Annotated in this window: 23 protein-coding genes and 1 riboswitch; of the genes, 1 reads left to right on the forward strand and 22 read right to left on the reverse strand. The window is 60.9% G+C overall.

What is annotated here, in order from left to right:
• Positions 1-102 precede the first annotated feature (102 nt).
• The 12 genes from FHT93_RS24855 to FHT93_RS24910 all read right to left on the reverse strand — a co-directional run bounded on the left by FHT93_RS24855 (position 103) and on the right by FHT93_RS24910 (position 11,931).
• Positions 103-783 (reverse strand): hypothetical protein, encoded by a 681-nt coding sequence (locus FHT93_RS24855; protein ID WP_183849893.1) that lies wholly within the window; start codon positions 781-783, stop codon positions 103-105.
• Positions 784-852: 69 nt separating this feature from the next.
• Complete coding sequence (locus FHT93_RS24860) at positions 853-1,752, reverse strand: ATP-binding cassette domain-containing protein (RefSeq protein ID WP_183849895.1); 900 nt, start codon at positions 1,750-1,752, stop codon at positions 853-855.
• Complete coding sequence (locus FHT93_RS24865; RefSeq protein ID WP_183849897.1) at positions 1,749-2,552, reverse strand: ABC transporter ATP-binding protein; 804 nt, start codon at positions 2,550-2,552, stop codon at positions 1,749-1,751. Before FHT93_RS24865 ends, FHT93_RS24860 begins: the two co-directional genes overlap by 4 nt.
• Complete coding sequence (locus FHT93_RS24870) at positions 2,549-3,427, reverse strand: ABC transporter permease (RefSeq protein WP_183849899.1); 879 nt, start codon at positions 3,425-3,427, stop codon at positions 2,549-2,551. The genes FHT93_RS24865 and FHT93_RS24870 overlap by 4 nt, the downstream gene beginning before the upstream one ends.
• Position 3,428: 1 nt before the next feature.
• Positions 3,429-4,406, reverse strand: coding sequence for an ABC transporter permease (locus tag FHT93_RS24875; RefSeq protein WP_183849901.1), 978 nt, complete (start codon positions 4,404-4,406; stop codon positions 3,429-3,431).
• Positions 4,407-4,465: 59 nt separating this feature from the next.
• Positions 4,466-6,112, reverse strand: a complete 1,647-nt coding sequence (locus FHT93_RS24880) for an ABC transporter substrate-binding protein (RefSeq protein WP_183849903.1) — start codon at positions 6,110-6,112, stop codon at positions 4,466-4,468.
• A gap of 44 nt (positions 6,113-6,156) precedes the next feature.
• Positions 6,157-7,179 (reverse strand): glycoside hydrolase family 3 protein, encoded by a 1,023-nt coding sequence (locus tag FHT93_RS24885; protein ID WP_183849905.1) that lies wholly within the window; start codon positions 7,177-7,179, stop codon positions 6,157-6,159.
• Positions 7,180-7,205: 26 nt separating this feature from the next.
• Positions 7,206-7,685: a GNAT family N-acetyltransferase gene (locus FHT93_RS24890; protein WP_112546414.1), complete on the reverse strand. Its 480-nt coding sequence runs from the start codon at positions 7,683-7,685 to the stop codon at positions 7,206-7,208.
• A 183-nt stretch (positions 7,686-7,868) separates the two neighbouring features.
• Positions 7,869-8,681 carry a bifunctional hydroxymethylpyrimidine kinase/phosphomethylpyrimidine kinase gene (gene thiD / locus FHT93_RS24895; protein ID WP_113014594.1) on the reverse strand — a complete coding sequence of 271 codons (813 nt, stop codon included), beginning with the start codon at positions 8,679-8,681 and terminating at the stop codon, positions 7,869-7,871.
• Positions 8,678-9,313: a thiamine phosphate synthase gene (thiE, locus tag FHT93_RS24900; protein ID WP_113014593.1), complete on the reverse strand. Its 636-nt coding sequence runs from the start codon at positions 9,311-9,313 to the stop codon at positions 8,678-8,680. The genes thiD and thiE overlap by 4 nt, the downstream gene beginning before the upstream one ends.
• A complete protein-coding gene (thiM, locus tag FHT93_RS24905) occupies positions 9,310-10,110 on the reverse strand; it encodes a hydroxyethylthiazole kinase (RefSeq protein WP_113014592.1) in 801 nt (266 codons plus the stop codon). The genes thiE and thiM overlap by 4 nt, the downstream gene beginning before the upstream one ends.
• A gap of 51 nt (positions 10,111-10,161) precedes the next feature.
• Positions 10,162-10,260: riboswitch (TPP riboswitch) on the reverse strand.
• A gap of 147 nt (positions 10,261-10,407) precedes the next feature.
• On the reverse strand, positions 10,408-11,931 hold the full coding sequence (locus FHT93_RS24910) for an aldehyde dehydrogenase (NADP(+)) (protein ID WP_183849906.1): 1,524 nt from the start codon (positions 11,929-11,931) through the stop codon (positions 10,408-10,410).
• Between the two features lie 341 nt (positions 11,932-12,272).
• Here FHT93_RS24910 and FHT93_RS24915 point away from each other — a divergent pair, with 341 nt between their 5' ends.
• Positions 12,273-14,030, forward strand: a complete 1,758-nt coding sequence (locus FHT93_RS24915; protein ID WP_183849908.1) for a DUF4139 domain-containing protein — start codon at positions 12,273-12,275, stop codon at positions 14,028-14,030.
• Between the two features lie 81 nt (positions 14,031-14,111).
• Here FHT93_RS24915 and FHT93_RS24920 read toward each other — a convergent pair whose 3' ends face one another.
• From FHT93_RS24920 to FHT93_RS24965, 10 genes are all read right to left on the reverse strand, one after another.
• Positions 14,112-14,546, reverse strand: coding sequence for a pyridoxamine 5'-phosphate oxidase family protein (locus tag FHT93_RS24920; RefSeq protein ID WP_183849911.1), 435 nt, complete (start codon positions 14,544-14,546; stop codon positions 14,112-14,114).
• Positions 14,547-14,755: 209 nt separating this feature from the next.
• Entirely contained in the window at positions 14,756-15,208 is a 453-nt protein-coding gene (locus FHT93_RS24925; RefSeq protein ID WP_246781723.1) for a hypothetical protein, read from the reverse strand.
• 445 nt (positions 15,209-15,653) lie between these two features.
• Positions 15,654-16,691, reverse strand: coding sequence for an endonuclease/exonuclease/phosphatase family protein (locus tag FHT93_RS24930; protein WP_183849914.1), 1,038 nt, complete (start codon positions 16,689-16,691; stop codon positions 15,654-15,656).
• 10 nt (positions 16,692-16,701) lie between these two features.
• Entirely contained in the window at positions 16,702-17,811 is a 1,110-nt protein-coding gene (gene ugpC / locus FHT93_RS24935) for a sn-glycerol-3-phosphate ABC transporter ATP-binding protein UgpC (protein ID WP_183849916.1), read from the reverse strand.
• A gap of 13 nt (positions 17,812-17,824) precedes the next feature.
• Positions 17,825-18,739 (reverse strand): ABC transporter permease subunit, encoded by a 915-nt coding sequence (locus tag FHT93_RS24940; protein WP_112971746.1) that lies wholly within the window; start codon positions 18,737-18,739, stop codon positions 17,825-17,827.
• 10 nt (positions 18,740-18,749) lie between these two features.
• On the reverse strand, positions 18,750-19,634 hold the full coding sequence (locus FHT93_RS24945) for a sugar ABC transporter permease (RefSeq protein WP_112546425.1): 885 nt from the start codon (positions 19,632-19,634) through the stop codon (positions 18,750-18,752).
• A gap of 125 nt (positions 19,635-19,759) precedes the next feature.
• On the reverse strand, positions 19,760-21,118 hold the full coding sequence (locus tag FHT93_RS24950) for an extracellular solute-binding protein (protein WP_112546426.1): 1,359 nt from the start codon (positions 21,116-21,118) through the stop codon (positions 19,760-19,762).
• Positions 21,119-21,640: 522 nt separating this feature from the next.
• A complete protein-coding gene (locus FHT93_RS24955; protein WP_183849918.1) occupies positions 21,641-22,492 on the reverse strand; it encodes a CoA ester lyase in 852 nt (283 codons plus the stop codon).
• Complete coding sequence (locus tag FHT93_RS24960; protein ID WP_183849920.1) at positions 22,489-22,941, reverse strand: MaoC family dehydratase; 453 nt, start codon at positions 22,939-22,941, stop codon at positions 22,489-22,491. Before FHT93_RS24960 ends, FHT93_RS24955 begins: the two co-directional genes overlap by 4 nt.
• Entirely contained in the window at positions 22,941-24,806 is a 1,866-nt protein-coding gene (locus FHT93_RS24965; RefSeq protein ID WP_183849922.1) for an acetyl/propionyl/methylcrotonyl-CoA carboxylase subunit alpha, read from the reverse strand. Before FHT93_RS24965 ends, FHT93_RS24960 begins: the two co-directional genes overlap by 1 nt.
• Between the last annotated feature and the right edge of the window lie 3 nt (positions 24,807-24,809).

Genomic DNA, 24,809 nt, shown 5'->3' on the forward strand with positions numbered 1-24,809 from the left:
GTGATCTATGGGATACGATTATTACCGCACCAATCTCAAGCTCTCTTGCGCACGCATCCGTCGCCTTTGCTGATATAGATGCATTTTATTGCCGGGGGTCGGTCAGCGGCCGGGCTTGACTGCGAGCCAGATGACGTGGCGCGCGCCGCCGCGCTTGCCGTTGGCCCGCGTATTGACCGCATCGACGGCAAAACCGCTATCTTTCAGGCGCCGCGTGAAGGACGCATCCGGCCCGGAGGACCAGACGGCCAGCACGCCGCCGGGACGCAGTGCCTCTCGGGCGGATTTGAGCCCGGCATAATCGTAGAGCCGGTCATTGGACTTGCGGGTCAGGCCGTCGGGGCCGTTATCAACATCAAGAAGGATCGCGTCACAACCCGCCTTTTCAGCGCGGATCGCCTCGCCGACATCGCCCTGGTGGATCGAAACGCGCGGATCGTCGAGGCAGCCCTTGAAGACCTCCGCCATCGGACCGCGTGCCCAAGCAACGACTTCCGGAATCAGTTCGGCAACGACGACAGCGGCATCCTCGGGCACGACCGCAAGAGCGGCCCGCAGGGTAAAGCCCATGCCGAGCCCGCCGATCAGGATCTTCGGCTTCGGATGCGATTTGACCCGCTCGAAGGAGAGTGTGGCAAGCGCCTCTTCCGAGCCGCTGAGGCGGCTGTTCATCAGTTCGTTGGTGCCGAGCATGATGGAAAATTCGCTGCCGCGCTGCTTTAGCCGCAGCTCTCCACCGTCGCCGGGGATGGTCGCGGAATCGAGCTGGATCCAGGGAAGCATGGCAGTTTCGTCTCGCTGAAAGGGACCGTCCCCTAGCATAGGGCGACGGTCGAAGCCAGCAAGCCTTGCTCAGACCAAACGCACGAAATGATCAGGCTCATGCTCGACCACCTGCTCTTGCGGTGCGGCGGAACGGCGGCGGATATCGTCCACCTCCTGCGGCTGCAGGCGCGTGCGCGGATCGTCGAAGCGCACGTCCGGGTCCGGTACGGCCGAGAGCAGCAAGCGGGTATAGGGATGCAGCGGATTGTCGATCACCTTGGCCGTATTGCCCCATTCGACGATCTGGCCGGAATACATGACGGCGATATCTTCGGCCACATAGCGGGCGGTGGCGATATCGTGGGTGATGTAGAGCAGGCCGAGATTCATCTCTTTCTTCATCTCGTTCAGGAGATTGAGAACGCCGAGACGCACGGAAACGTCGAGCATCGAGGTCGGCTCGTCGGCGACGATCACTTCCGGCTGGGCGGCAAGGGCGCGGGCGATATTGACGCGCTGGCGCTGACCGCCCGAAAGCTCGTGCGGATATTTCGGCGCGACGATATCGGGATCGAGCTTCACGCGTTCGAGCAGTTCACGCACGGTCGCATCGATCTGCTTGCCGCGTATGTCAGGCTGGTGCAGCTTCAGCGGCCGCTGCAGGTGATGGGTGATCGTGTGGGCCGGATTCAGCGAGGCGAATGGATCCTGGAAGATCATCTGTACAGAACGACGATAGCGGGCGATCTCGTCGGCCTTGGCGTTTTCGACGGGGCGGCCCTTGTAGAGGATCTGCCCTGACGTCGGCGAATATTCACGCATCGCCATGCGGGCGCAGGTGGTTTTGCCGCTGCCGGATTCGCCGACAATCGCCAGCGCGCGGCCGGCGTGCAGCGAAAAGGAGATGGCGCGTGCAGCATGGACGGCGGAATCACCGTGGCCGAAGGTCTTGGTGACCTTGTCGAGTGCGAGGATGGCATCGCTCATAGCAGCACGCCTCCGTGAAGCGAGGGGAAGGAGGCCCAGAGTTTCCGCGTGTATTCGTGCTGCGGCGTCTTGTAGATTGCCTCGGCTTCGTTCTGCTCGACGAGCTTGCCCTGGAGCATGATGCCGATGCGGTCGCAGAACTGCACCATCAGTCCGAGATCGTGGGTGATGAAGAGCACCGAGAAGCCGAACTGCTTTCGGAGTTCGTTGATGCGCTGCAGAATTTCGCGCTGCACGACCACATCAAGCGCCGTCGTTGGCTCGTCCATGACGACGAGCTTCGGATCGAGTGCCATGCAGATGGCGATGACGATGCGCTGACGCATGCCGCCGGAGAATTGATGCGGATAGTTGCGCATGCGTTCCGGCGCGATATCGACGAGCCGCAGCATCTCGGCCGTGCGCTCGCGCGCCTCGGCTTTCGTCATGCCCTTGTGGGTGCGCAACACGTCATAGAACTGATCTTCGATGCGCAGCACCGGGTTCAGCGAATTCATGGCGCTCTGGAAGACCATGGCGACTTCGCGCCAGCGGAAGGCGGCAAGCGCGTTCGGGTCCAGGTCCAGAACGTCACGGCCGGCAAGCATGATTCGGCTCTCCTTGCGGATCAGCGCGGGTGGCTTGTGCAGGCGGCTGATGGCAAAGGCAATCGTGCTCTTGCCGCAGCCAGATTCGCCGGCAAGGCCGAAGACTTCGCCAGGGGCGACGTCAAAACTGACGTTATCGACGGCGCGGAAATCCTTCTCTTCGCCGATATAGTCGATCGTGAGGTTTTTGACCGAAAGTAGCGGCTGGTTCACAGGCGGCCCTCCCCGGAGCGGATGAGCAGGGACCAGCGCTTCAGATGATTGCCGGTTCGCAGCCGCGGATTGGCGATCTCATCGACGGCGAAATTCAGGAGCGACATGCCGATGCCAAGGAAGGCGAGCGCGAAGCAGGGTGTGAGGATATCCCACCAGGCACCGACCGAAAGCGCGGAGGCCTTCTGTGCGTTGTAGAGCATGGTGCCCCAGGAGACGACTCGCGGGTCGCCAAGACCGAGGAATTCCAGTGTCGCTTCGGTGATGATCGCGAAGATGACGCTACCGATGAAATTGATGCCGACGATGGAAATCACGTTGGGGAAGATCTCGAACGTCATGATGCGCCATTGCGGCTCGCCCATCATCTCCGCCGATTTGACATAGTCTTTCTGCTTGACGGAGAGCGTTTCGGCACGGGTCACGCGCGCACCCCAGGCCCAGGATGTGCCACCGAGAATGAGGGCGATGACGATCGGGCTCGCCTGGCCGATAAAGGCTGCGAGAACGAGCAACAGCGGCAGGTTCGGCACGACGAGCACCATATTGGTGAAGAAGCTGATGACTTCGTCCGTCTTGCCGCCGCGATAACCGGAGATGATACCGAGCGCCGTGCCGACGGCGGTGATCAGCAGGCCGGCGCCGAAGCCGACGGCAAGCGAGGTGCGCGCGCCATAGATCATCCGGGCGAAGACATCCTGGCCGATACGCGTCGTACCGAGAATATGTTCGGCAGACGGCGGCTGGTGCGGACGGCCGGTGCGGGCGGCGGGATCGTAATGCGTCAGCAACGGTGCTGCGATCGCCACGATGACGATGAAGGCGATGATGGCGAGGCCGATCAGCGCCTTTCGATTGCGGAGCAGGCTCTTCATCTCACGCTCCCTTCAGTCGCGGATCGAGCAGCACATAGCTGACATCGACGATGAAATTGGCGATCAGCATGGTCGCGGTCATGATGAGAAGCTGGCCCTGGATGACGGGATAATCGCGCGCAAGGATCGCCTGGTAGAGGATGTTGCCGAGGCCCGGATAGTTGTAGACGACCTCGGTCACCAGCGAGCCACCGAGAATGGTGCCGATGGCGATCGCCAGGCTCGAGACGGTCGGCAGCAGCGCATTGCGGGCCGCATACCAGAGCATCACATGCCGGTCGGAGAGGCCCTTGGCGCGGGCCATGACGATATAGTCTTCGCCGAGCAGGTTGATCATGTTGTTGCGCATGGTGACGGTAAAACCGCCGACCAGCACAGTGCAGAGTGTGATCATCGGCAGGACGCCGTGATAGGCGACACTGCCCACATATTGGAAGCTGAAGGCTGGATCGAGCGAGGGATCGGCAGCATAGCCGTTCGGGAACCAGCCAAGCGTGAAGCCGAAGAAGAAGAGCACGATCAGCGAGGTGACGACGGCGGGCACCGATGTCGCGAAGATCGCGCCGATCGAGACGATGACGTCGAATTTGCTGCCGCGCCGCCAGGCGGCGACAATGCCGAGGAAGGTGCCGAGCGCGAAGCTGATGATCGTCGCCGTGCCCATCAGGCCGACGGTCCACACCAGCGCGTGGCCGAGGACCGAGGTGACCGGCAGCGGGAAATACTTGATCGAGCGGCCGAGATCGCCGGTGAAGATGCTGCCGAGATAGGTGAGATATTGCTGCCAGAGCGGCCCGTCGACGAAGCCGAAAGTCAGCTTCAGCGCCTGCAGGCTTTCCGGCGGCAGTTCGGTGCCCGCGCTCGAAAACATGATGCGCACGGGATCGCCCGGCATCAGCCGGGGCAGGAAGAAGTTGATCGTCGCTGCCGCGATGAAGGCCGCCAGGTAAAAAGCGAGGCGGCGTAGCAGAAAGGCCATGGGGACTCCGTCAAAACGGGAGCGGCGCTTGCCGCGCCGCTCCCAGCTTTTCTAATGGCTTACTTGACCGGTTCGAGCGCCAGCAGGTTCAGAAGACGTGCCGGGTTGGTGCGCGAGATGGACGGATTGACGAAGGGGTTTTCCTTGGTCGACCAGCCAGTGAAGCGCTTGGTGTTGTACTGATACCAGTTCGGGTTGTTGAACACGGGGATGACAGGCATGTTTTCGGCAACGATGCGCTGAGCCTTGTTCATCGCTTCCTTCTGCTTGTCGAGATCGGCCGTGTGGGTGAACTGGGTGACCAGGTCTTCCACTTCCGGGTTGAACCAGCGCTGTGCGGTGAAGCGGGTCTTGCCCTTGTCCGAAGCACTGAAGGCGCGCTTGTAGGGATAATAGGGCGAGGCCGAAGCCGGCAGGCTGTTGATCGCCGCATCGAACTTTCCGTCGATGAGATCGGAGGTCCAGACGGCTTCTTCCGGGGTCTCGATCTTGGCATCAAGGCCGACTGCCTGCATGCCTTCGATCGCGATATTGACCGTGTCGATCCAGTCCGTCCAGGAGTTCGGAACGATGATCGAGAAGGAGATCTTCGAACCGTCAGGATTGTCACGCAGGCCGTCGCCGTCCTTGTCGACATAGCCGGCTTCGTCGAGCAGCGCTTTGGCGGCATCGGCGTCATAGGCGGCGAACTTGCCGAAGTCGGCCTTGACGGACGGGTCCGCCCAGCTCTTGTAGAGCTCGCCCATCAGGCCTGGGTCTTCGTTCAGCGTCGGGTAGCCGTAGCCAGCCACATCGATCATCGTCTTGCGATCCAGCGCCATCGAGACCGCACGGCGGAACTTCACGTCATTGAAGGCCTTCTTGTTGGCCTCGTTGGACGTTTCGAGATTGAACAGGAAGGCGACCATGCTGCTCGGCGAATACCAGTAGTGATAATGCGCCGGATCCTTCGAGACATAGACATTGTCGATATCGGGAATGAAGGAGACGCCCCAGTCAAGCGTGCCGTCGGCGGTTGCCGTCAGGATCTGGTTGTTGTCGGCAAGCTGCGGGAAGCGCATGCAATCGACCTTCAGATGCTCGGCATCCCAGTAGTTCGGGTTGCGGCACTGGTCATAGGTCTGGCCGGTGAAACGCGGCACTTCGGTCAGCGGACCGCTGCCGACGGGGTTTTCGTTGGCGTAGGTGACCGGATCGGCAACATCCTTCCAGACATGCTCGGGCACGATCGGCAGCTGCGACAGCTGTTCGGCGGCAAGCGAGCTTGGATTGGCGAGCGTGAAGCGGACCGTCTGGCCATCGACCGCCTGTACATCGGTGATGAAGGTCCAGATGCTGACGAAGTCGAGGGCCGGGAACTTCTTCAGGTAGTCGTAGGTAAACTTCACGTCGGCCGAGGTCAGCGGCTGGCCGTCCGACCACTTCAGGTTCGGACGCAGCTTGAAATCGATGCTCTTCAGGTCGTCGGAGAGCTTGAAGCTTTCGGCCAGGCGATAGACCGGCTTGTTGCTGTCGAAGCGGTTGAAGATGACCAGCGGCTCATAGATGAAGTCAAGGGTCGATTGACGCGACGAAGTCTGATTGAACGGGTTGAAGTTGCGCACCCAGGTGGTTGCCGGCTCGATATTGGCCGTCAGGACGGTCTGCGCGACGGCCGAGCCCGATAGCATCGTCAGGGCTGCAGCCGCTAAAAGATATTTCTTCATTACAAATTCCCCTTTTCTTATGAGGTGAAGAATACGCGCGCTGGTCAGGAGACCAGTGCGCTTGCAAACATCGATTCGACTTCCGCATGGACAGCGCGATAGTCGATTTTGAGAGTGCCGAGGCGGGCCTTGCCGGCGGCGATACGCTTCTGAGCGGCTTCCGTCAGCGGGCGCGCGGCCTTGGCCGCAGCCTCGCTCTCCTTGACGTCGCCATGGCTGTGAAGCGCAATGTCGAAACCGGCATCGAGAACCTGAGCGACGCGCTCTGGCAGAGTGCCCTGCAGCGATTCCATGAAGATGCAGTCGGAGATCAGAACGCCGTCGTAACCCATGTCCTTGCGGATCACGTCATGCATGATCGGCGAGATGGAAGCCGGCAGCTCGGCATCGTAAGCGGAGTAGACGACATGGGCGACCATTGCCCAAGGCGTATCTTTCAGCGCCACGAAGGGCTTGAAGTCGGTGGCAACAAGCGTCTCGCGCGAGGCGTCGACAACAGGGCGTTCCTTGTGGGAATCGAGCGTGGCGCGGCCGTGGCCCGGAATATGCTTCATGACCGGCATGTTGCCGGTTTCGAGCAGGCCATCGACCACTTCGCGGCCCAGTGCAGCGATGAAATCCGGATCGGGGCCGAAGGAGCGGGCGCCGATCACCGCGCTCGTTGTTTCGAAAACGAGATCGAGAACCGGCGAGCAGCCGCTCGACAGGCCGAGTTCGGTCATCATCACACCCATGGCCTGGGTGGACAGACGCAGCGCCTTCTTACCGAGTGCGAAGTCATGGCGCGCAAGCTCGGCGAACTGGCCGAAGCTGCGGAAAAGCGGCCAGGGGCCGGCATCCATGTGCTGCACACGGCCGCCTTCCTGATCGGTGAAGACGGGCGCATCGTCGCGGCCGACGGCCTCGCGGAAACGGTCGATCAGGATCTTTGCCTGCTCCGGATTGCGCAGGTTGCGGCGGCCGACGAAGAGGCCGAGCGGATTGGTCTCGCGGAAGAGGGCGAATTCGTCGTCCGAAAGCGTCGGATTGGGAAGGCCGACGAAGAGAGCGAGCGGGGTCGAGGACACTATTTCAATACTCCGGTATCAGATGGTCATTTCGGCTGGCTTCGCAGCATGCCTTCGTAAATGCCCTTGTCGGGGGCGGGAATTTCGACCGCGCCGGCGGTCTTGACGTAGAAATCGACGGGGCCGGCATCGCCGATGAAGGCATAGGCGTGGCCCAGCGTCTTCATGGTCTGCAGGCAGGCGGAAAAGAGGGCGAGGCCAATGCCCTTGCCGCGTGCGGCCGGATCGACGCCAGTCGGGCCGAAGAAGCCGCGGGCGGTCGTGTCATAGCAGGCAAAGCCGAGCAGCTTGCCATCCTCGACGGCGATCAGGCAGGCGACAGGCTGGCGGGAAAAGGCGACGCTCACTTCGCTTGCCCAGTTCTCGCTGAAATGTTCGCGCACCCAGGTAACGACGACATGAAGTTCCGGCGGCAGGGCTGGACGGATCACGATGCCGATGGAGCCGGCCTTCTCTTTCAGTTCGGCGAGCTTCGTGGAATATAAGCTCACAAGCAGGTCCGACACCCGAATTCCTCCAATTATTCCGTTATTACGGAATGTATACCTTTTTAATGACATAACTTTCGATATCCGAGCGGCCATGTCAACAGGCTTTTTGGCAGGCAATCCTGGTTCAACTGGGGGTAGGCAAAACAAAACGGCCCGGTTTAACCGGGCCGCTGGGCATTATCGGGTCTGTGATCCGGCTTAGAGCCCGGCGTCTTTCCACAGGGCATGGAAATGATGAACCGGTCCATGGCCAGAGCCGACTGCCAGCTCGCCCGCGGCAGCGACTGCTTGCGCAAGATAGGTTTTCGCAGTCGAAACAGCTGCTTGCGGCGAAGCACCCTTTGCGAGCTCGGCGGCGAGTGCGCTGGAAAGTGTGCAGCCGGTCCCGTGTGTATTCTTCGTGGGGACGCGTTTCGCCTCGAACCAATGCCGGCCGGAGTCGGTTGCCAATATGTCGGGACTTTCATTGCTCTCGAGATGACCGCCCTTGACCAACACAGCGGCAGGGCCAAGCGCTCGCAGGCGCTCGGCTTGCGAGGCCATCTGCTCGCGGCTTTCGGCAACCTCTTCGTGCAGCAGCGCTGCGGCTTCCGGCAGGTTGGGGGTGAGCAGCGTCGCAAGCGGCAGCAGGTGTTTCGTCAGCGCATCGACAGCCTGCGGGTCGAGGAGTGCCGCTCCGCCCTTGGCGATCATGACAGGATCGACGACGATGGGGATGCCGCGATGAGGCGCCAGCGTTTCGGCAACGGCTTCGGCAATGCCGGCATTGGCAATCATGCCGATCTTGACGGCGTCGACACGCACATCGGCAAAGACGGCCTTGATCTGCTGGGCGACGAAGTGAGGCGGCACCAGATGCACGCCCGTCACCCCTTGCGTATTCTGCGCCGTCAGGGCCGTCAGCGCCGCCATGCCATAGACGCCGCGTGCTGAGAAAGCCTTGAGATCGGCCTGGATGCCGGCGCCGCCGGATGGATCGGAGCCGGCGATAGACAGGACGTTGTGGATCATCGGCGGACCTTTCGGATTTCCTCGGCGATGCGGATCGTCGCTGCCCGAGGATCCGGGGTGCCGCAGATCGCCGAGACGACAGCAAGCCCATCGGCTCCGGCCGCGAAGACGGAAGCGACATGCTCGCTCTTCAAGCCGCCGATTGCAACCGTCGGAACGGGGGCGGTTTTCACCAGTCTCGCCAACCCGTCAAAGCCGATGGGCTGCTTGTGGTCTGCCTTGGTGGGTGTCGCAAAGACCGGTCCGATTCCGGCATAGTCGACGATAGCGGGATCGATGGCCGCTGCCAGCGCTTCGCTCTCGGCTGACAGACCAAGGATCATGTCCGGGCCGATCATCGCCCGGGCGGTACCTGGCCCCATGTCATCCTGGCCGATATGCAGCCCGTCGGCGCCGATCGCGATGGCTGCCTCGACGTCGTCGTTGATGACGAGCAAAGCGTCGGTACCCTTCAGGATCTCCTTCAGCGCCAGGCCGGTCTCGATCATCCTTGCCGTCCCGCCATGCTTGTCACGAAGCTGCACCATCGTGGCGCCGCCGGCAACGGCAAGCCGCGCCGTCTCGACCATGCCGATACCGGCGCAGAGATCGGGATCGAGGACCAGATAGAGCGAAAGATCGAAGCGTTTCATGCGGCGTTGATCCTGACTTTTGCATCGAGTTTTGCTCCATCGAGCGCGGCAAGCTGATCGAGGAAGCGCCAGGAGAAGGAGCCGGGGCCGGCGGCATCCTTGGCCGCCTCTTCGCCGGCAACCGCGAAGGCAGAAAGTGCTGCGACAGCGGCTGCGAAAGGATCGGCGGGAATGGTGGCGGCAAAGGCGCCGGTCAGGCAGGTGAGCGAACAGCCGAGCGCAGTCACCTGCGGCATGAGCGGCGAGCCACCTTCAATGCGCAGCGCCTGCGCACCGTCGGTCACGAAATCCACCACGCCGGTGACCGCGACGACCGCGCCATGCCGTTCGGCAAGCAGCCGCGCGGAAGCTTCTGCCTGCTCAACCGGGTCGCGGCTGTCGACACCTTGGCCGCGGCTCTCGCCACCGGCAAGCGCGATGATTTCAGAAGCATTGCCGCGGATGATCGTCGGGCGAAGCGCCAGCAGATCGGCAACCGCCTTGCGGCGGAAGGATGTCGCATAATGGGCAACCGGATCAAGGACCCAAGGTTTGCCGCTCGCGTTTGCAGCCTTTGCCGCCGCATGCATGCCGTCGATCCACTGGGTGGAGAGCGTGCCGATATTAACGGTCAAAGCGCCGGCGATCGCGGCAAACTCGCCAGCTTCTTCGGCGGCGTGGACCATGGCAGGCGATGCACCCGCTGCAAGGACCACATTGGCGGCGATGTTCATGGCCACGTAATTGGTGATGCACTGAACGAGCGGTGGCTTCGCCCGCATCGCCGTTAACAGTGCTCCGGGTGTCTTGTTCTCCATAGTACCCCTTTCAGGCGGGGCAGGCGCGGGAACGATCATGCGATGAAGCAGATGGCGACCCGAGCGACTCCCTCCGCCGGCATTATCCGGTTCAGGTTCGAAGGGTGCTTCTCAGCCCGCTTTCGCAAATGGGCGCCCCTGTCTCTCAACAGCACTCTTTCTTGCAGAGAATGGCGTCGCTGTCATCGGCAAAATGACGATTTTGAGACTGAGGTTTTGCCAATGCGTACCACGGGCCGCCTGAGCGCCCGTGGTGCAATTTTCAGATGCCGGTTAAGGTCCGGCTGCTCTACTTGATCAACGCAGCGGCGCTGGAAGCAGGTTCGTCGTAAAGTCCTGATACGAAACCGGACGCAGGAACCTGTAGATGGCGAGCGTCCCGACGGAGGTCGATCTGCCATCGGCCGTTGCCGGGTAGGGGCCGCCGTGCACCATGGCGGGCGATACTTCCACGCCGGTTCCGAAACCGTTCACGAGCAAGCGTCCGGCAAGCATTTCCAGCTTTGGAACGAGGCGCTTGGCGTCCTGTTCGTCTTCGCTCGTAATGTGCAGGGCAACGGTCAGCTGGCCTTCCAGGCCGTCGAGGACACGCTCGAGTTCGGCGAGATCACGGCAGCGCACGATAAGGCCGGCTGCACCGAAGACCTCGTCCTGCAGCTCGTGATGTGCAAGGAATGCCGCAGCCGTCGTCTCGAAGAGGGCGGCCGTGCCTTCGAATTCGCTGCCGGGCTTGCCATTGGCAACGAGCCGGACTTCAGGATGTTTTTCCAGCCGGGCAACGCCATCGCAGAATGCCTTGGCGATGGAACCTGTCAGCATCGTCTGGGCGCCGACATCGGGCAGAAGCTCCCGCGCCTTGGCAATGAACGTGTCCAGGCCTTCGCTGTCGACGGCGAGAATGAGGCCGGGATTGGTGCAGAACTGCCCGGCACCGAGGACAAGCGAGCCTACGAAAGCCGTTGCGATTTCCGCCGCGCGGGTTTTCAGCGCGTTGGGGAAGAAGATGACCGGGTTGATGCTGCTCATTTCGGCATAGACCGGGATCGGCTGCTTGCGCTCGGAAGAGATCTTCATCAGCGCAGTGCCGCCGCGGCGCGAGCCCGTGAAGCCGACGGCGCGGATTCTGGCATCGGCCACCAGTTTCTGACCGACTTCGAAGCCGGTATCGAAGAGGAGCGCAAACGTGCCGGCATGCAGACCAGCCTTGGCAACGGCGCGCTGAACGGCGCGGCCGACCAGTTCCGATGTGCCCGGGTGAGCGGAATGCGCCTTGACGACGACCGGGCATCCCGCTGCGAGTGCAGATGCCGTGTCACCGCCGGCGACGGAGAAGGCGAGCGGAAAGTTCGATGCGCCGAAAACCGCGACAGGCCCCAGGGGAACGTTACGCAGGCGCAGGTCAGGCTTCGGAAGCGGCTTGCGGGAGGGATCCGCGCCGTCGAAGCGAAGCTCCTGGAAGCGGCCTTCGCGCACCTCTTTCGCAAATAGCCGTAGCTGTCCCATCGTGCGAGCGCGCTCGCCCTCGAGACGTCCGCGCGGAAGTCCGGTTTCCGCCATTGCCCGCACGATCAGCTCGTCGCCGATGGCCTCGATCTCGCTGGCGATGGTTTCAAGAAAGGCAGCCCGTGTTTCGAGATCAGTTTCCCGGTAGGACGCGAAGGCCTCCCATGCAAGCCTGGTCGCCTCTTCGACGTCTTCGGCGGAGGCGCCACCGAAAGAGACGGGCAGCGCCGTCCCCGTGGCTGCTTCGACACCGTAGAGCTCGCCGCGCGTGCCGCGCTTCTCCGATCCCGCGACGAGCAGGCTTCCATTGATAGTCATGACGGATTTCCTTTCAAACAGATTCGAGCGACGTATATAGGCGTTCGTCTTCTCAATTTCACGACATCTTTCCCGATATCGCATCGAAGATGGAGATCTCCGGCAGAGACTTGGTCGCGTCTCGACAAGGGCTGGGCGCGAGCTTGCGGAAAAGCAATCGTATGCCGAAATGCCGCCCCTTTTTTACGCTCATTCTCGCTCGGGATTAATCGAGGGGGCTCCATGAAACACGCATCCGTTGTCTGTGCGGCACTTACCGCAGTACTGCTCTCCACACCGCATTTGCCCAAACCGGGACGATCAAGTCGATCCGGCTGTCGTCAGGCGGAGTTGCCGAATATGTGCGCAGTCTCAATGTCGGAGAGGACGGCAATGCTGTCATCGACGTGCCGACACATCAGATGGATGACTTTCTCAAGACCCTCGTCGTATCGGGGCCCGCGCCCGTAAAGGGCCTTTCGACCACCGGCCCAGACATGGTGGACGAAACATTCAAGGTGCTTCCGATCAAGCCGCAGGATCTGGATTCGGCGGCGGGTGTGTTACGGTCTCTCAGAGGAGCGCCTGTCTCTGCGAACGGAGTGAAGGGCCGCATCGTCGGAGTAGAGCCTGCGAGCGAGAAGCAACGCGCACGGCTGATCGTGATGCTGGACAGCGGCGCCTTCGACGTTGCCGAGATCGGTGGCGCCATGGCCTACAAGCTCGACGATCCCAAAGACGCCGAGATGATTTCCCGAGCCGCAGAACTGTTGTCGAGTGACGGCGTGCAGGGAAGCCGGGCCGTCACCATCGCGCTCGAAGGCAAGGCGTCGGCGGCCGTAGATATCTCCTATGTCGTGGCCGCCCCGCTCTGGAAGCCGTCCTACAGGATCATTGTTGACGCCAACGGCAAAGCCCGGTTGCAAGCCTGGGCAGTCCTTGAGAATGCCTCCGGCGAGGATTGGCACGGGGTTTCCATTTCTCTGACGTCCGGCAAGCCCGTGACGCTTCGCCAGAGACTGTATGCCAGAGCATGGCCATCACGCCCGGAAGTGGATTTCGCCTATCTGGACCTTGGAGGCGCCAAACGTAGCAAGTTTGGAGGCGCGCTGGCGAACAAGCCGCTGGCCGAGGCTCCTGCTCCAGTTGAGGCTGCTCCAGCCGCTACCATCGGTGCGACTGCCGACGAGGGCGACGTGGTCGCAAACTTCGATCTTCCCGGCGTATACGACCTGAAGAATGGTGAGACGATTTCCGTGCCGATCTTGGATCGCGAGATCAAGGCAGAGTTCGTCGCTCTCTATCGCGATGGTGCGCAACATCCGGATGCAGCCCTCGTGCTCACCAACGACACGGGGACTTCGCTACCGCCGGCGGTGGCGGCAGTCTATGACGACAAAGGGCGTTATGTCGGCGACGCACGCATAGGGAATGTGAAGCCGGGCGGCGTGGAAAAGGCGACGTTTGCCGCCGATCAGAAGATCGAGCAGGAAGTGGCAAGCGCCATATCCAGTTCCTTTCGAACTGTCATCGTAAAGGACGGTTATCTCGAGGCCACACTGGAGCGACGGCTGCGAAAGACCTTCTCCGTCTGGGGCGCTGATGCCGACAGGACGTTTGTCGCGGAAGACCCGGGCATGGCAGGATGGGAACTGGTTAAGTCCGAAGGCGTGGAAGAGACACCGCAAGGTGCGCGGGCAACTGTGATCGTCCCTGCGGGCAGGAAGGTTTCGACGACCATCGAATGGCGCATGGCCGAGAGCGAGACGCAGGCGATTGCCGATATCGATGACACTGTGATCCTGCAATGGCTCGATGAAGGGCCGTCTCCGGAAATCGCCTTAAAACTTCAGGGCCTTGTGACGGCAAGGAAGGCACAAAAGGAAGCGGAGAGGGACCTGGCTACGGTCATGCAGGCAATTGAAGACGCAACGTCGGAATCCTCACGGATTTCAGGCTTGCTTTCCTCTGTCGGCGACACACCGCTCAAGCAGCAGTTCCTTCAGGACCTGACGGAACAGGAGAAGTCGATCAAGGCGTTGCGGGCGCAAAGGGACGAGGCGCGAGATCGGCTTGAAAAGCTTCGCAAGGAGCTCGGGGAAGCAGTAGCTCGTCTGTAGATAGGCTGGGCACAAGTTGGGCGCCAATTCCTGCTGCCGCCGATGGCACTATCAGCGTCGGTGAGGCATCGCTTGCGGATCTCAGACCTCGACTTTGCCGTTTTCTTCACCGTCCCAATATTGGATCGAACGCGCCGCAACCCTGATCAAGGCAAGCCCAGGCGTCTGGGTGCCCTCGGGAAACCATCGTTCCAGTCCCTTGACCCAGTGTTGCTCGAATTCCGAGACGTCCTCGATGAGCGAAGCGTTACCATCGATCGCGATGAATATGCCCGGTTTGCCGAGCAGATGCGGTGGCGCAGTGAAGGTCAGCTGCACCGCGTTGTCTTTCCGAATGTCGGATATCTTGCGGGTATCCGCATAGGAAAAGAACCAGGAATCTCCGTCATATTCGACGTCACCATTGTTGCTCATCGGCCGCGTGCTGATCCGGTTCGAGGCTCCACGTGTCGAAAACATGCAGAAATCCAGCTTCTTCAGATGCTTCGACAGCTCTTCTTTTGTCATTGATGCCATGGTGGTTCTCCAATCCAGGTGAAAACAACCGGCGATGATCGAAGTTCCATGGAATATGCGGCCCGCTTGAACGCCCGATGCCATGGGTCTGTACGGCGCTTCTGGCGCCGATACACCGAGTGAAACAGCCGATTCTCGGGATCCGGGAAAACTAAGCTTGCTCACGGAGGCGAGGCCTTGGAGCCAGCATCGCGAAATACTCGCCTTACTTAATCGGGCTGCACAGGCCTGATCGTATCAACCGAGATTTCGCCTTCAATCACACCTCGTACGACATCCGTGCGATTTCGATCGATCTCGACGACCGTGTAAAGCTTGTCGTCGCGAAATGCGCTCGCATGCGTCGTGGTGACATCGTCAGCAGGTGCCGCATCGACTTCCATGAAGTCGAGCTCGCGCCCGGCCGCCACGATCCGGGCATCACCCGCCGTTCTCGCTGCGACCACCACGACGCCGTGGCCCGGCGAATTTTCCCATCTCGGATCATCTGCCGCCGCGATCGGTTCAAGTCGATAGATACCAAGAGGCTCGCCTGCCGGGAGGGTTGAACTTTCCGCCGCCGCGTCCGCGATCTGCGCCTTGCTTTCGACCGAACGCCCAAACGTGTTCGGATTTGTGGCGTTGTTGATCTCGTCGTTTCCTGTTCGTGACACGTTAGACATGTTGTCCTCCATCCGTTGCGAACATAACGATGGCGCGATCCGACTGTTCCGCGATTGACGAAAGGAACTTGTGCCGTCACGAGTTTCTCATTTCATGATCGACCGACAGGCGGACCAATTTGCAAAAACTGCCGGCTGCAGGTTTCACCAGGAGAGTGATTTTTTTCGGGGGCTCATCGGGCCTGCGTGGGCTCCGATGCGATGAGCTGTTCAGCCGGGCGAGTATGGGATGGCTGCGGATCCGCAATGCACAGCCATCCCATTTGAGCAAGCGCTCCCTCGTCGAACGCTTGCAGCCGGCCCCCGCCAGTCACCGAAATGTTAGCAACGCCTAAAGCGTCCCCGCTAGTGCGTGAATGCAACACTTCATGAAAGGTTTCCGGCGAAGTGACGGCGGACCACCGTCACCATTGATCGGCTAGTGGACTCTTTCGCCTCCGGCGGCTCAGAGCCCGGAAAAATGCGCCTTGATCAGTTCGTGATCGGAGATTGCTGCTCCGTCTGCGTCGACGGCAGCAACAGTCACGGCGTCGCTTGCCGAAAGGCCGCGGGTAAACAGCCAGTCGAGGCGAGCAAAAGGCGGCTGTGGCGTTCCGTCGGGGCGCGTGCGCTGCGTGACCGTGAAGTCGTTGGTAGTCTCCCAATTGTAGCCCGCCTCTGCGAGGAGACCGAAAAGCGGTTCGTGCGCTTCGGGTTCACGCGACCCCGCGGGAAGGATATTGGTGTTGAAATCGCCACCCAAAACCACGGGTAAGCCATCGGCGAGCTTTTCAACGGCGGCGATCAGCCTCTTTGTCTGCATTGCCCGATCCGCAATGTCGGTCTTGCTTTCCAGATGCACGCTGACTGCAAGGATCGGCCCGAATGCGGTTTCGATTTTGGCCGCGATTGCCATGCGGCCGCCGATCCGACCCTGCCCGTCCTTTGCATCCGTCCACCATGTGCCGCAGTCATCGAGATGGATCAATACCGCATCAAGCAACGGCAAACGGGAGAGCAGCGCATTGCCGTGGAAGCCGACGGCATTCGTCTCGTCCTTATGCCATTCGCGCTCACGGGAATCTCCGAGACCAAGTTCCACGAACTCCACGCCAAAAGCGTAGGACATGCCGAGATCGCGGGCGAGGTCGGCGATAGTGTGCCGGTTGCCGGCGCGCGCCGTGCCGAGATCAGCCTCCGTGAGCAACAGGATATCGGCGCCGCTCTGGCGGATGAGTTCCACCGAAGGAGCATGATATTTCAGCCGTTCGGCGTTCCAAACGGCGACAACGAGACCATTGCCGATGCTGGCTTCGCTGGCAGTCCGTACGACTTCGATCGTCGAAAGCGCCGGCAGGGTCGCTGCAAGCCGGTCATGCTCGGCCTGTGTCAGTTCGGCAGAACGCGCCTCATCGAAGAACGTGGCTGGGGGTACGGCAAGCGCCTCTACGGCGGCCGCAACTAGGTTGCGGTCGCTGCTGGCGAGATCAAGAAAGCTCTTCATCTGCATCAGCTCAGGCGTTAACGGTCACGGCGTTGCTTCTTGCCGGAGCGACGAGCACTTTGCCGGTCTCAGCCGAGTAGAGATGGATCGAATCCTGATCGATCGCAATGCCGATCCGATCGCCGGTCTTCAGCGAGACCGAACCGGTCATGGCGACGGCAAAGGGCAGGCCATCGAAATCGGCATGGACGACACGGCTGGCACCCAGTTCTTCGATGAAGTCGGCGGTCGCAACGAGCGCACCCGGCGCATCCGGGGAGACGAGGCGAGCGGCTTCTGCACGCACGCCGAGAACGACGCGCTGGCCGGCAAGCTGCTTGCCGCGCTCAGCGGGAAGCGTCACGGTGCGGCCTTCGTCATAGATGAACACGCCGGTTTCGTTGACGCGGCCTTCCAGCAGGTTCATTGCCGGCGTGCCGACGAAGCCGGCAACGAAGCGGCTTGCCGGATAGTGATAGACCTCTTCCGGCGTGCCGACCTGTTCGACATTGCCGGCATTCATGACAATGATGCGGTCGGCAAGTGTCATGGCCTCGTTCTGGTCGTGTGTCACGAAGATCGAGGTTGCGCCGAGGCGGCGATGCAGGCGGCGGATTTCCGCACGCATGGCGATACGCAGCTTGGCATCGAGGTTCGACAGCGGCTCGTCGAAAAGAAAGACCTTCGGCTCGCGGATCATGGCGCGGCCCATGGCGACGCGCTGGCGCTGACCGCCCGAGAGAGCGGCCGGGCGGCGCTCGAGGAAGGGCTCGAGGCTGAGTGCCTTGGCAACGTCGGCGATCCGGCGGTCACGCTCGGCCTTCGGCACACCGGCGACCTTGAGTGCATAACCGATGTTTTCGGCGACGCTCATGTGCGGATAAAGCGCATAATTCTGGAAGACCATCGCGCAGCCGCGTTCACGTGGCTCGAGTTGGTTGACCACGCGTCCGTCGATGGCGATTTCGCCACCGGTAATTTCTTCCAGGCCGGCGACCATGCGCAGCAGCGTGGACTTGCCGCAGCCGGATGGACCGAGGATGACGATGAATTCGCCCGACTGGATTTCGAGATCGACGCCATGAACGACGGCGTGCTTGCCATAGTTCTTTTTCACGCCACGGATGGAGATCGGTGCCAAGGTTCTGTTCCTTTCACTTCTCGGTGGAGATAAGGCCGCGCACGAACCAACGCTGCATCAGGATGACGAGGATCAGCGGCGGCGACATGATGATCAATGTTCCGGCCATCGCGACGTTCCAGTCGGGCAGGCCGAATTCGGAGGGAATGAGCGTCTTGAGCTGGGTCACGGCGATGCCGAACTTCGGGTCGGTCGTGATCAGCAGCGGCCAGAGATACTGGTTCCAGGCCCAGACGAACATGATGGTGAAAAGCGCGATCATGTTCGGGCGCGACAGCGGTAGCAACACGTCCCAGAAGAAGCGGACCGGACCGGAACCGTCCATCTTCGATGCCTCGGCAAGCTCGTCCGGCACCGTCAGGTAGAACTGGCGATAGAGGAAAGTGCCGGTTGCGGTGGCGACCATCGGCAGCACGAGGCCCGGATAGGAGTTCAGCAGACCCCATTCGAGCTTGATCTGGATGCCGGTGATCTGGGCGACCAGCCAGCTGATGCCGGTTACGTCGAGGATCGTCTGGAACGGCTGGAGCGCGTTGGCGGCGATCGAATAGGTCGGCACGATACGCACTTCGAGCGGCAGCATCAGCGTGATGAAGATGATCCAGAAGATCAGATGGCGGCCGGGGAAGCGGAAATAGACGATCGAGAAAGCTGCCATCGCGGAAAGGATGACCTTGCCGGCGCCGACGGTGGCAGCAAAGATGACGCTATGAAAAAGCTTGTTGCCGAGATCGGCGCGAACCCAAGCGGTCTGCACGTTCTCCCAGAAGTGGCTGCTCGGAACCAGCGGCAGCGGCACCCGGTTGACGGTTTCCAGATCAAGCGTCGATGCGACGATGACGATCAGGAAGGGCAGGAGGGCGATCACCATGCCCAATGCCAGCAGCGTGTAGCAGATAAAATTGAAGATTGGCGTGCGTTCGATCATGTTCGCGACCTCACTTGTAGTGCACGCGCCGCTCGATGAAGCGGAACTGGACGATGGTAAGGAGCATGACGAGACCCATCAGGATCATGGACTGAGCTGCGGCACCTGAATAATCGAGGCCCTTGAAGCCGTCGAAAAAGATCTTGTAGACCATGAGTTCGGTGGCACGCGCCGGACCACCCTGGGTCATCACGTCGACGATACCAAAGGAATCCTGGAAGCTTTCGGTGATGTTGATGACCAGAAGGAAGAACAGCGTCGGGGTGAGGAGCGGCAGCTGGATATCCCAGATCCGGCGCATCGGTCCGGAACCGTCCATGGCGGCAGCTTCGATCAGCGAGCGTGGAATGCCCTGAAGCGCCGATAGGAAGAAGATGAAGTTGTAGCCGATATATTTCCAAGAAAAGGCGACGATGACGGCGATCATCGCATCCTTGCCGTCGAAGGCAGGGTTCCAGAGGCCGGGCCAGACGTGGTTGATGACCGACAGAAGGCCGGCTTCCGGTGCCAGGATGAAGCGGAAGGCAAGGCCGAGAGCGGGAGCGGCAATCGCATAGGGCCAGATGAAGACCGAACGATAGATCTTGTGGCCGCGCAGTTCACGATCGGTCAGAAGCGCCAGTATGAGCGCGAGGCCCATGGCGATGGCGGTTGAGGCGAAGCCGAAGATCATGCTGCGGGTGATGGAGTCCCAATAGATCGGGTCCGAAAGCAGCTGCTTGAAATTGTCGAAACCGACCCAGGCATTGCCGCCGCCCCATGGCTGCTCGAGCGTGAACGCCCAATACAGCGCCTGCGCACTCGGCCAGTAGAAGAAGACGAAGATCAGCAACAGCATCGGAAATACGAAGAGAATGCCGGTCGTCGTCGAGGAGAAAGTGACGCGCTTTTCCATGAGTGGTCGTTTTCGCCCTGGTTAGGTTCTGGCGCGGACGGCGATCTTGCTGCCGCAGCCGGTAGAATTTACAAAGACGCACCCGGCGCGCCAGAAGCGGGCCGGGTGCGGCTCATATCAGTCTATTAAGGGAGCTGAACGCCCTTGTAGGTCTGCTGGAAGCGACGCAGCAGCTGGTTGCCGCGGTCGGCAGCAGAGTCGAGCGAAGCCTGTACGTCGGCATTGTTGACGAAGATTGCCTGCAGGCCGTTCGCGATTTCGGTACGGACCTGGAGCAGGCCACCGAGACGGATGCCCTTGGCAGCCGTGTCGCCAGCCGGCGAAGCGGTCAGGCTCTGAATGGCAAGTTCGCGACCGGCATAAGGAGCCTTGTCGTAGAAGCCCTGCTTCTTCAGGTACTCGAAGCCCGAGTTACGAACCGGGATGTAGCCGGTAACGGTCGACCAGGTGAGGGCTTCTTCCGGCTTTGCGATAAAGTTGAAGAAGGAAGCGGCAGCCTTGTATTCGGCGTCCGAATGACCCTTCAGAACCCAGAGCGAAGCGCCGCCAACGTAGGAGCTGTGACGGCTTGCATCGCCATAGGTCGGGAGCATGGAAACGCCCCAGTTCATGCCCTGCTTGGCGGTACGGCCGATGTTGCCATGGTCGCCAACGGAGGTCAGGATGACCTGGCAATCGCCAGCAGCGAAGGCTTCAACGAAGGTCTGGCCAACGGCCTTGTTCTTGATGACAGCTTCCTTGGCGTCGTACCAGCCCTTCAGGTCCTTGACGAAGTTCACAAGCATCGGGTTCTTGTTGAACACCAGTTCGGCGTCGAGGCCTTCGAAGCCGTTCTTCTTCGTAGCAATCGGTTCGCCGTTGACGGCTTCGAACTGCTCGATGAACTGCCAGACTTCGTTGTTGGATATGTCAAAGCCGAGCGGGCAAGCATAGCCTGCGTCCTTCAGAGCCTTGAAGTCTTCGCCAGCTTCCTTCCAGGTGGCCGGAGCATGGTCCTTGCCGATCTTGGCGAAGGCGTCCTTGTTCCAGTAGAGCAGAGCCGTCGAGGAGTTGAAGGGGAACGAGTACATCTCGCCCTTCGACGTTGCATAGTAGCCGGCGATGCCGGAGAAGTAGTCGTTCCAGTCAACATTGTAGCCCATGTCCTTCATGAGCTTGTTGGCCGGGTAGTAGGCGCCCGAAAGCATGATGTCGAGCGTGCCGGCATCCGAAACCTGAGCGATGGTCGGCTGCTTGCCGGCGCGGAAAGCGGCGATCGTGTTCTGCAGCGAGGCGTCGTAAGAGCCCTGGCTGGTGCAGACGACTTCGAAGTCGTTCTGCGACTTGTTGAAACGGTCGCACTGTTCCTGAACGCGCGTAGCGATATCGCCAGAGTTGCCGAACCAGAAGTCGATCTTGGTCTTTTCGGCAGCAGCGGCGGGACCAGCAGCAACGAAAGCTGAAGCGAGTAGGGCGCCTACGGCGCCGAGAAGCTTGGCTTGCATGAGAACCCTCGAAAAATAGGACGCGCCCCCTCTTGAGCGCACGCCCTATTAACTGGTTCAATTTGCGGTAACCAATGAAGTTTCTATGACATGAATAGAGTAGAAAGTTTCTGTCACAAAATATTCATGTCCGAATTTTGTGAACTGCTCATCGAACATCGATGGCTTTCGTTTGCTAATTTCGCCGAAGTGATTGTCTATATTTCATTTATATATGAAATATAGCGCAAGAATCGAAAGCTCGCTTGTCTATTCAATTCTGTTGGCGGTCATTATTATTAGGCCGTTATCAAAAATGGCGAGAAAGCTTGACCGGAAACAACCTGCTATCAGGAGGATTCGACCTCGGAAATAGCTTTGCACAGCTGTGCGTTGAGCTATAAAAATACGACATTTAATATTCGATTTGCGACTTATTGAGCGTTTTGCCTATTTATTGGGCGCTTCCATTGCCGGCCAACCACGTTTCCAAGTCCTGGTGGCTCGGAGTTTCTCGCCGAGCTCGACCGGATTGCGGCCCAGTTATCCGTCATCGGATAGTTTTCCGGCCTCTAGAATGCGTTTTGCGAGTTTCAGATGCGGCAGGTCGAGCATGCGCCCGTCGATCTGGATGACGCCGGTGTCCGGCGAGGAGGCGAAGGCGGCTACGACTTTTTCCGCCCAGCTGATCTCAGCTGCGTCCGGCGTGAAGGCCCGATTGATCGGTTCGACCTGGCTTGGATGGATCGCCATCATTCCCGAGAAACCGTCGCGCCGGGCGCGGGCAGCATAGGTCGCAAGACCGCTGAGATCACGAAAATCGGGATAGACGGTTTCGATGGCGGGAACCGCGGCGGCGTGCGCGCCAAACAGCACCAGAGAGCGGGCGAGCTCATAGGGGGCGGTGTAGCGTCCATCTGCCTCGCGGGCGATAACAGCGCCGATTGCGGCCGGCAGATCTTCCGCGCCCCAGGTCAGCCCGCAGAGATGAGAGGTGACGTCCCGGTAACTGCCGATCTCGAAAATGGCAGCCGGCGTTTCAGTCGCGATCGGCAGGATAGACACCGCGGATGATGACAGGTGGCTTGCGAGCTGGCGCACCGAAGCTGCGCCTTCAGCCTTCGGCAACATGATCGCGAAGGGGCTGATCTCAGCGAGTGCAGCCAGATCGTCTTGGCAGGCAGACGTTGCAAGGGGGTTGATGCGGATCACAAGCGTCGCATTGGCCGCTCGGCGCGTGACGAAGTCGTGCACGGCGTCTCGCGCCCGCGGCTTGTTCTGCGCGGAGACGGAATCTTCCAGATCGAGGATGACGGCATCGGCGCCTGATGCGAGCGCCTTGTCGAAACGCTCCGGCCTGTCGCCGGGCACGAAAAGCAGCGAGCGCAGCCTCATGACGGCTTCACCTGCAGCATGGCCGTCCGCAGGCACTGGCAAACGATCTCGTTTCGCTGATTCAGCGTAATATGCTTGAACGTGACAATCCCGGCATCGGGCCGGGAATTGGAGCGCCGGAGCTCCGTCACCTCCGTTTCCACCCGAAGCGTGTCACCGATGAACACCGGCCTCGGCATCGTCACCTTGTCGTAGCCGAGATTGGCGACCAGCGTGCCGAGCGTCGTGTCGCCGACCGAGAGGCCAACGGTGAGCGCGAAGGTGAAGGTGCCATTGACGACGATGCGGCCGAATTCAGTCCCCGCCGCATAATCTGCGTCGAGATGGAGCGGCTGCGGATTATGGGAGAGCGTGGTGAAGAGCAGGTTGTCGGTTTCCGTGACGGTGCGGTGGATCTCGTGGGCGATCCGGTCGCCGACCATCCATTCGTCGAAGTAGCGGCCGGCCATCAGTGCTCTTCCTTCATGACGCTGGCGATGAGCTGGTTTTCCGAGACCCGCGTGCCCACGGAGACCGGCAGTTTGCCGACAATGCCGTCAAATGGCGCGCGCAGCGTATGTTCCATTTTCATCGCCTCCACCGTCAGCAGCCTGTCGCCCTTGGCAACGCGATCGCCTTCCGCGACATCGACGGAAATGACGAGACCCGGCATCGGCGAAAGGATCGCGCCATCGCCGGCGCCCTGATGCGCTTCAACTTCGCTGGCGACGGGAACGCAGATCGGCCAGACATTGCCGCCATCGAAGAGAACGACGGTATCGCCGAACCTGACGGCATTGGTGTCGAGGCCGGAGCGGACATGCCCCCAATAGAGATGGTCGCCGATGCGGACGCGCGCACGGCTATCGCCTGTTCCCGCAACACGCAGGCCGGCGAGGGCCGACCAGGGGTCGGTTGCTTCTTTCGCTGCCAATGCCGTCGCTGCCCTGTCGATAGCCATCTCGTCTGGCTCCTTCGGCAGCAGGGTTTCTCCGTGACGGTCGAGAAAGCCCGTATCGATCTTTGCCGCGTGGAAATCCGCGTCGATGGCGACGCGCGCGAGCAGACCGGCATTGGATTTTACCGGCCAGATTTCGATGCTTTCGCAGGCCCTGGTGAGTCTCGCGACGGCTGCGTCACGATTTGGGCCGTGGGCGATGATCTTGGCAATCATCGGATCGTAGAAGGCGGTGATCTCGTTGCCCTCCTCGACGCCGCTGTCGACGCGGACATTATTGGGCAAGCGCAGATGATCGAGATGGCCGATCGAGGGCAGGTAGCCGGCAGCAGGGCTTTCGGCGTAAAGGCGAGCCTCGAAGGCCCAGCCGTTCATCAAGATATCGTCTTGTCCCTTCGGCAGCGGCTCGCCGGCGGCGACCTTTAATTGCCAGAGCACCAGATCCTCGCCGGTGATGGCTTCGGTGACAGGGTGTTCCACCTGCAGCCGCGTGTTCATTTCCATGAACCAGATGCGATCCGGGCGCAGGCCCCCCGAAGCATCGGCAATGAATTCGATGGTCCCGGCACCCACATAACTTACCGCCTTCGCCGCCTTGACCGCTGCTTCGCAAATTGAGGCTCGGGTTCCGGCGTCGAGGCCCGGGGCGGGTGCCTCCTCAATCACTTTCTGGTGCCTGCGTTGAAGCGAGCAGTCACGTTCGAAGAGATGGACGCAATTGCCGAAGCGGTCTGCAAAGACCTGTACCTCGATATGGCGCGGATTGGCGATATAGCGCTCGATCAGCACGCGGTCGTCGCCGAAGGACGAGGCAGCCTCGCGGCGGCAGGAGGCAAGCAGTTCTGCGAAATCTTCCGGTCGGTCGACGCGGCGCATGCCCTTGCCGCCGCCGCCGGCGACAGCTTTGATAAGCACGGGATAGCCCGTTGCCATAGCTTCTGCGGCTAGCCGCTCGTCGCTCTGGTCTGCGCCCATATAACCTGGTGTGACGGGCACGCCGGCGGCCTGCATCAGCTGTTTCGCGGCATCCTTGAGACCCATGGCACGAATGGCTGCGGGTGGGGCACCTACCCAGATGATGCCGGCATTCTCAACGGCTTCCGCAAATTCGGCATTTTCCGACAGGAAGCCGTAGCCGGGATGGATGGCGGTCGCACCCGTTCTGCGGGCGGCCTCCAGTATCCGCTCCTGTGAAAGATAACTCTCACGAGCGGGCGCGGGGCCGATGGAAACGGCCTCGTCCGCTTCTGTCACGAAGGGCAGGTCGGCATCGGCCTCTGAATAAACGGCAATTGTGCGGATGCCGAGTGCCTTTGCCGTACGGATGATCCGGCGGGCGATCTCGCCCCTGTTGGCTATGAGCAGGCTTTCCATCATCGC

Source organism: Rhizobium sp. BK379, assembly GCF_014193955.1.
GTDB lineage: Bacteria > Pseudomonadota > Alphaproteobacteria > Rhizobiales > Rhizobiaceae > Rhizobium.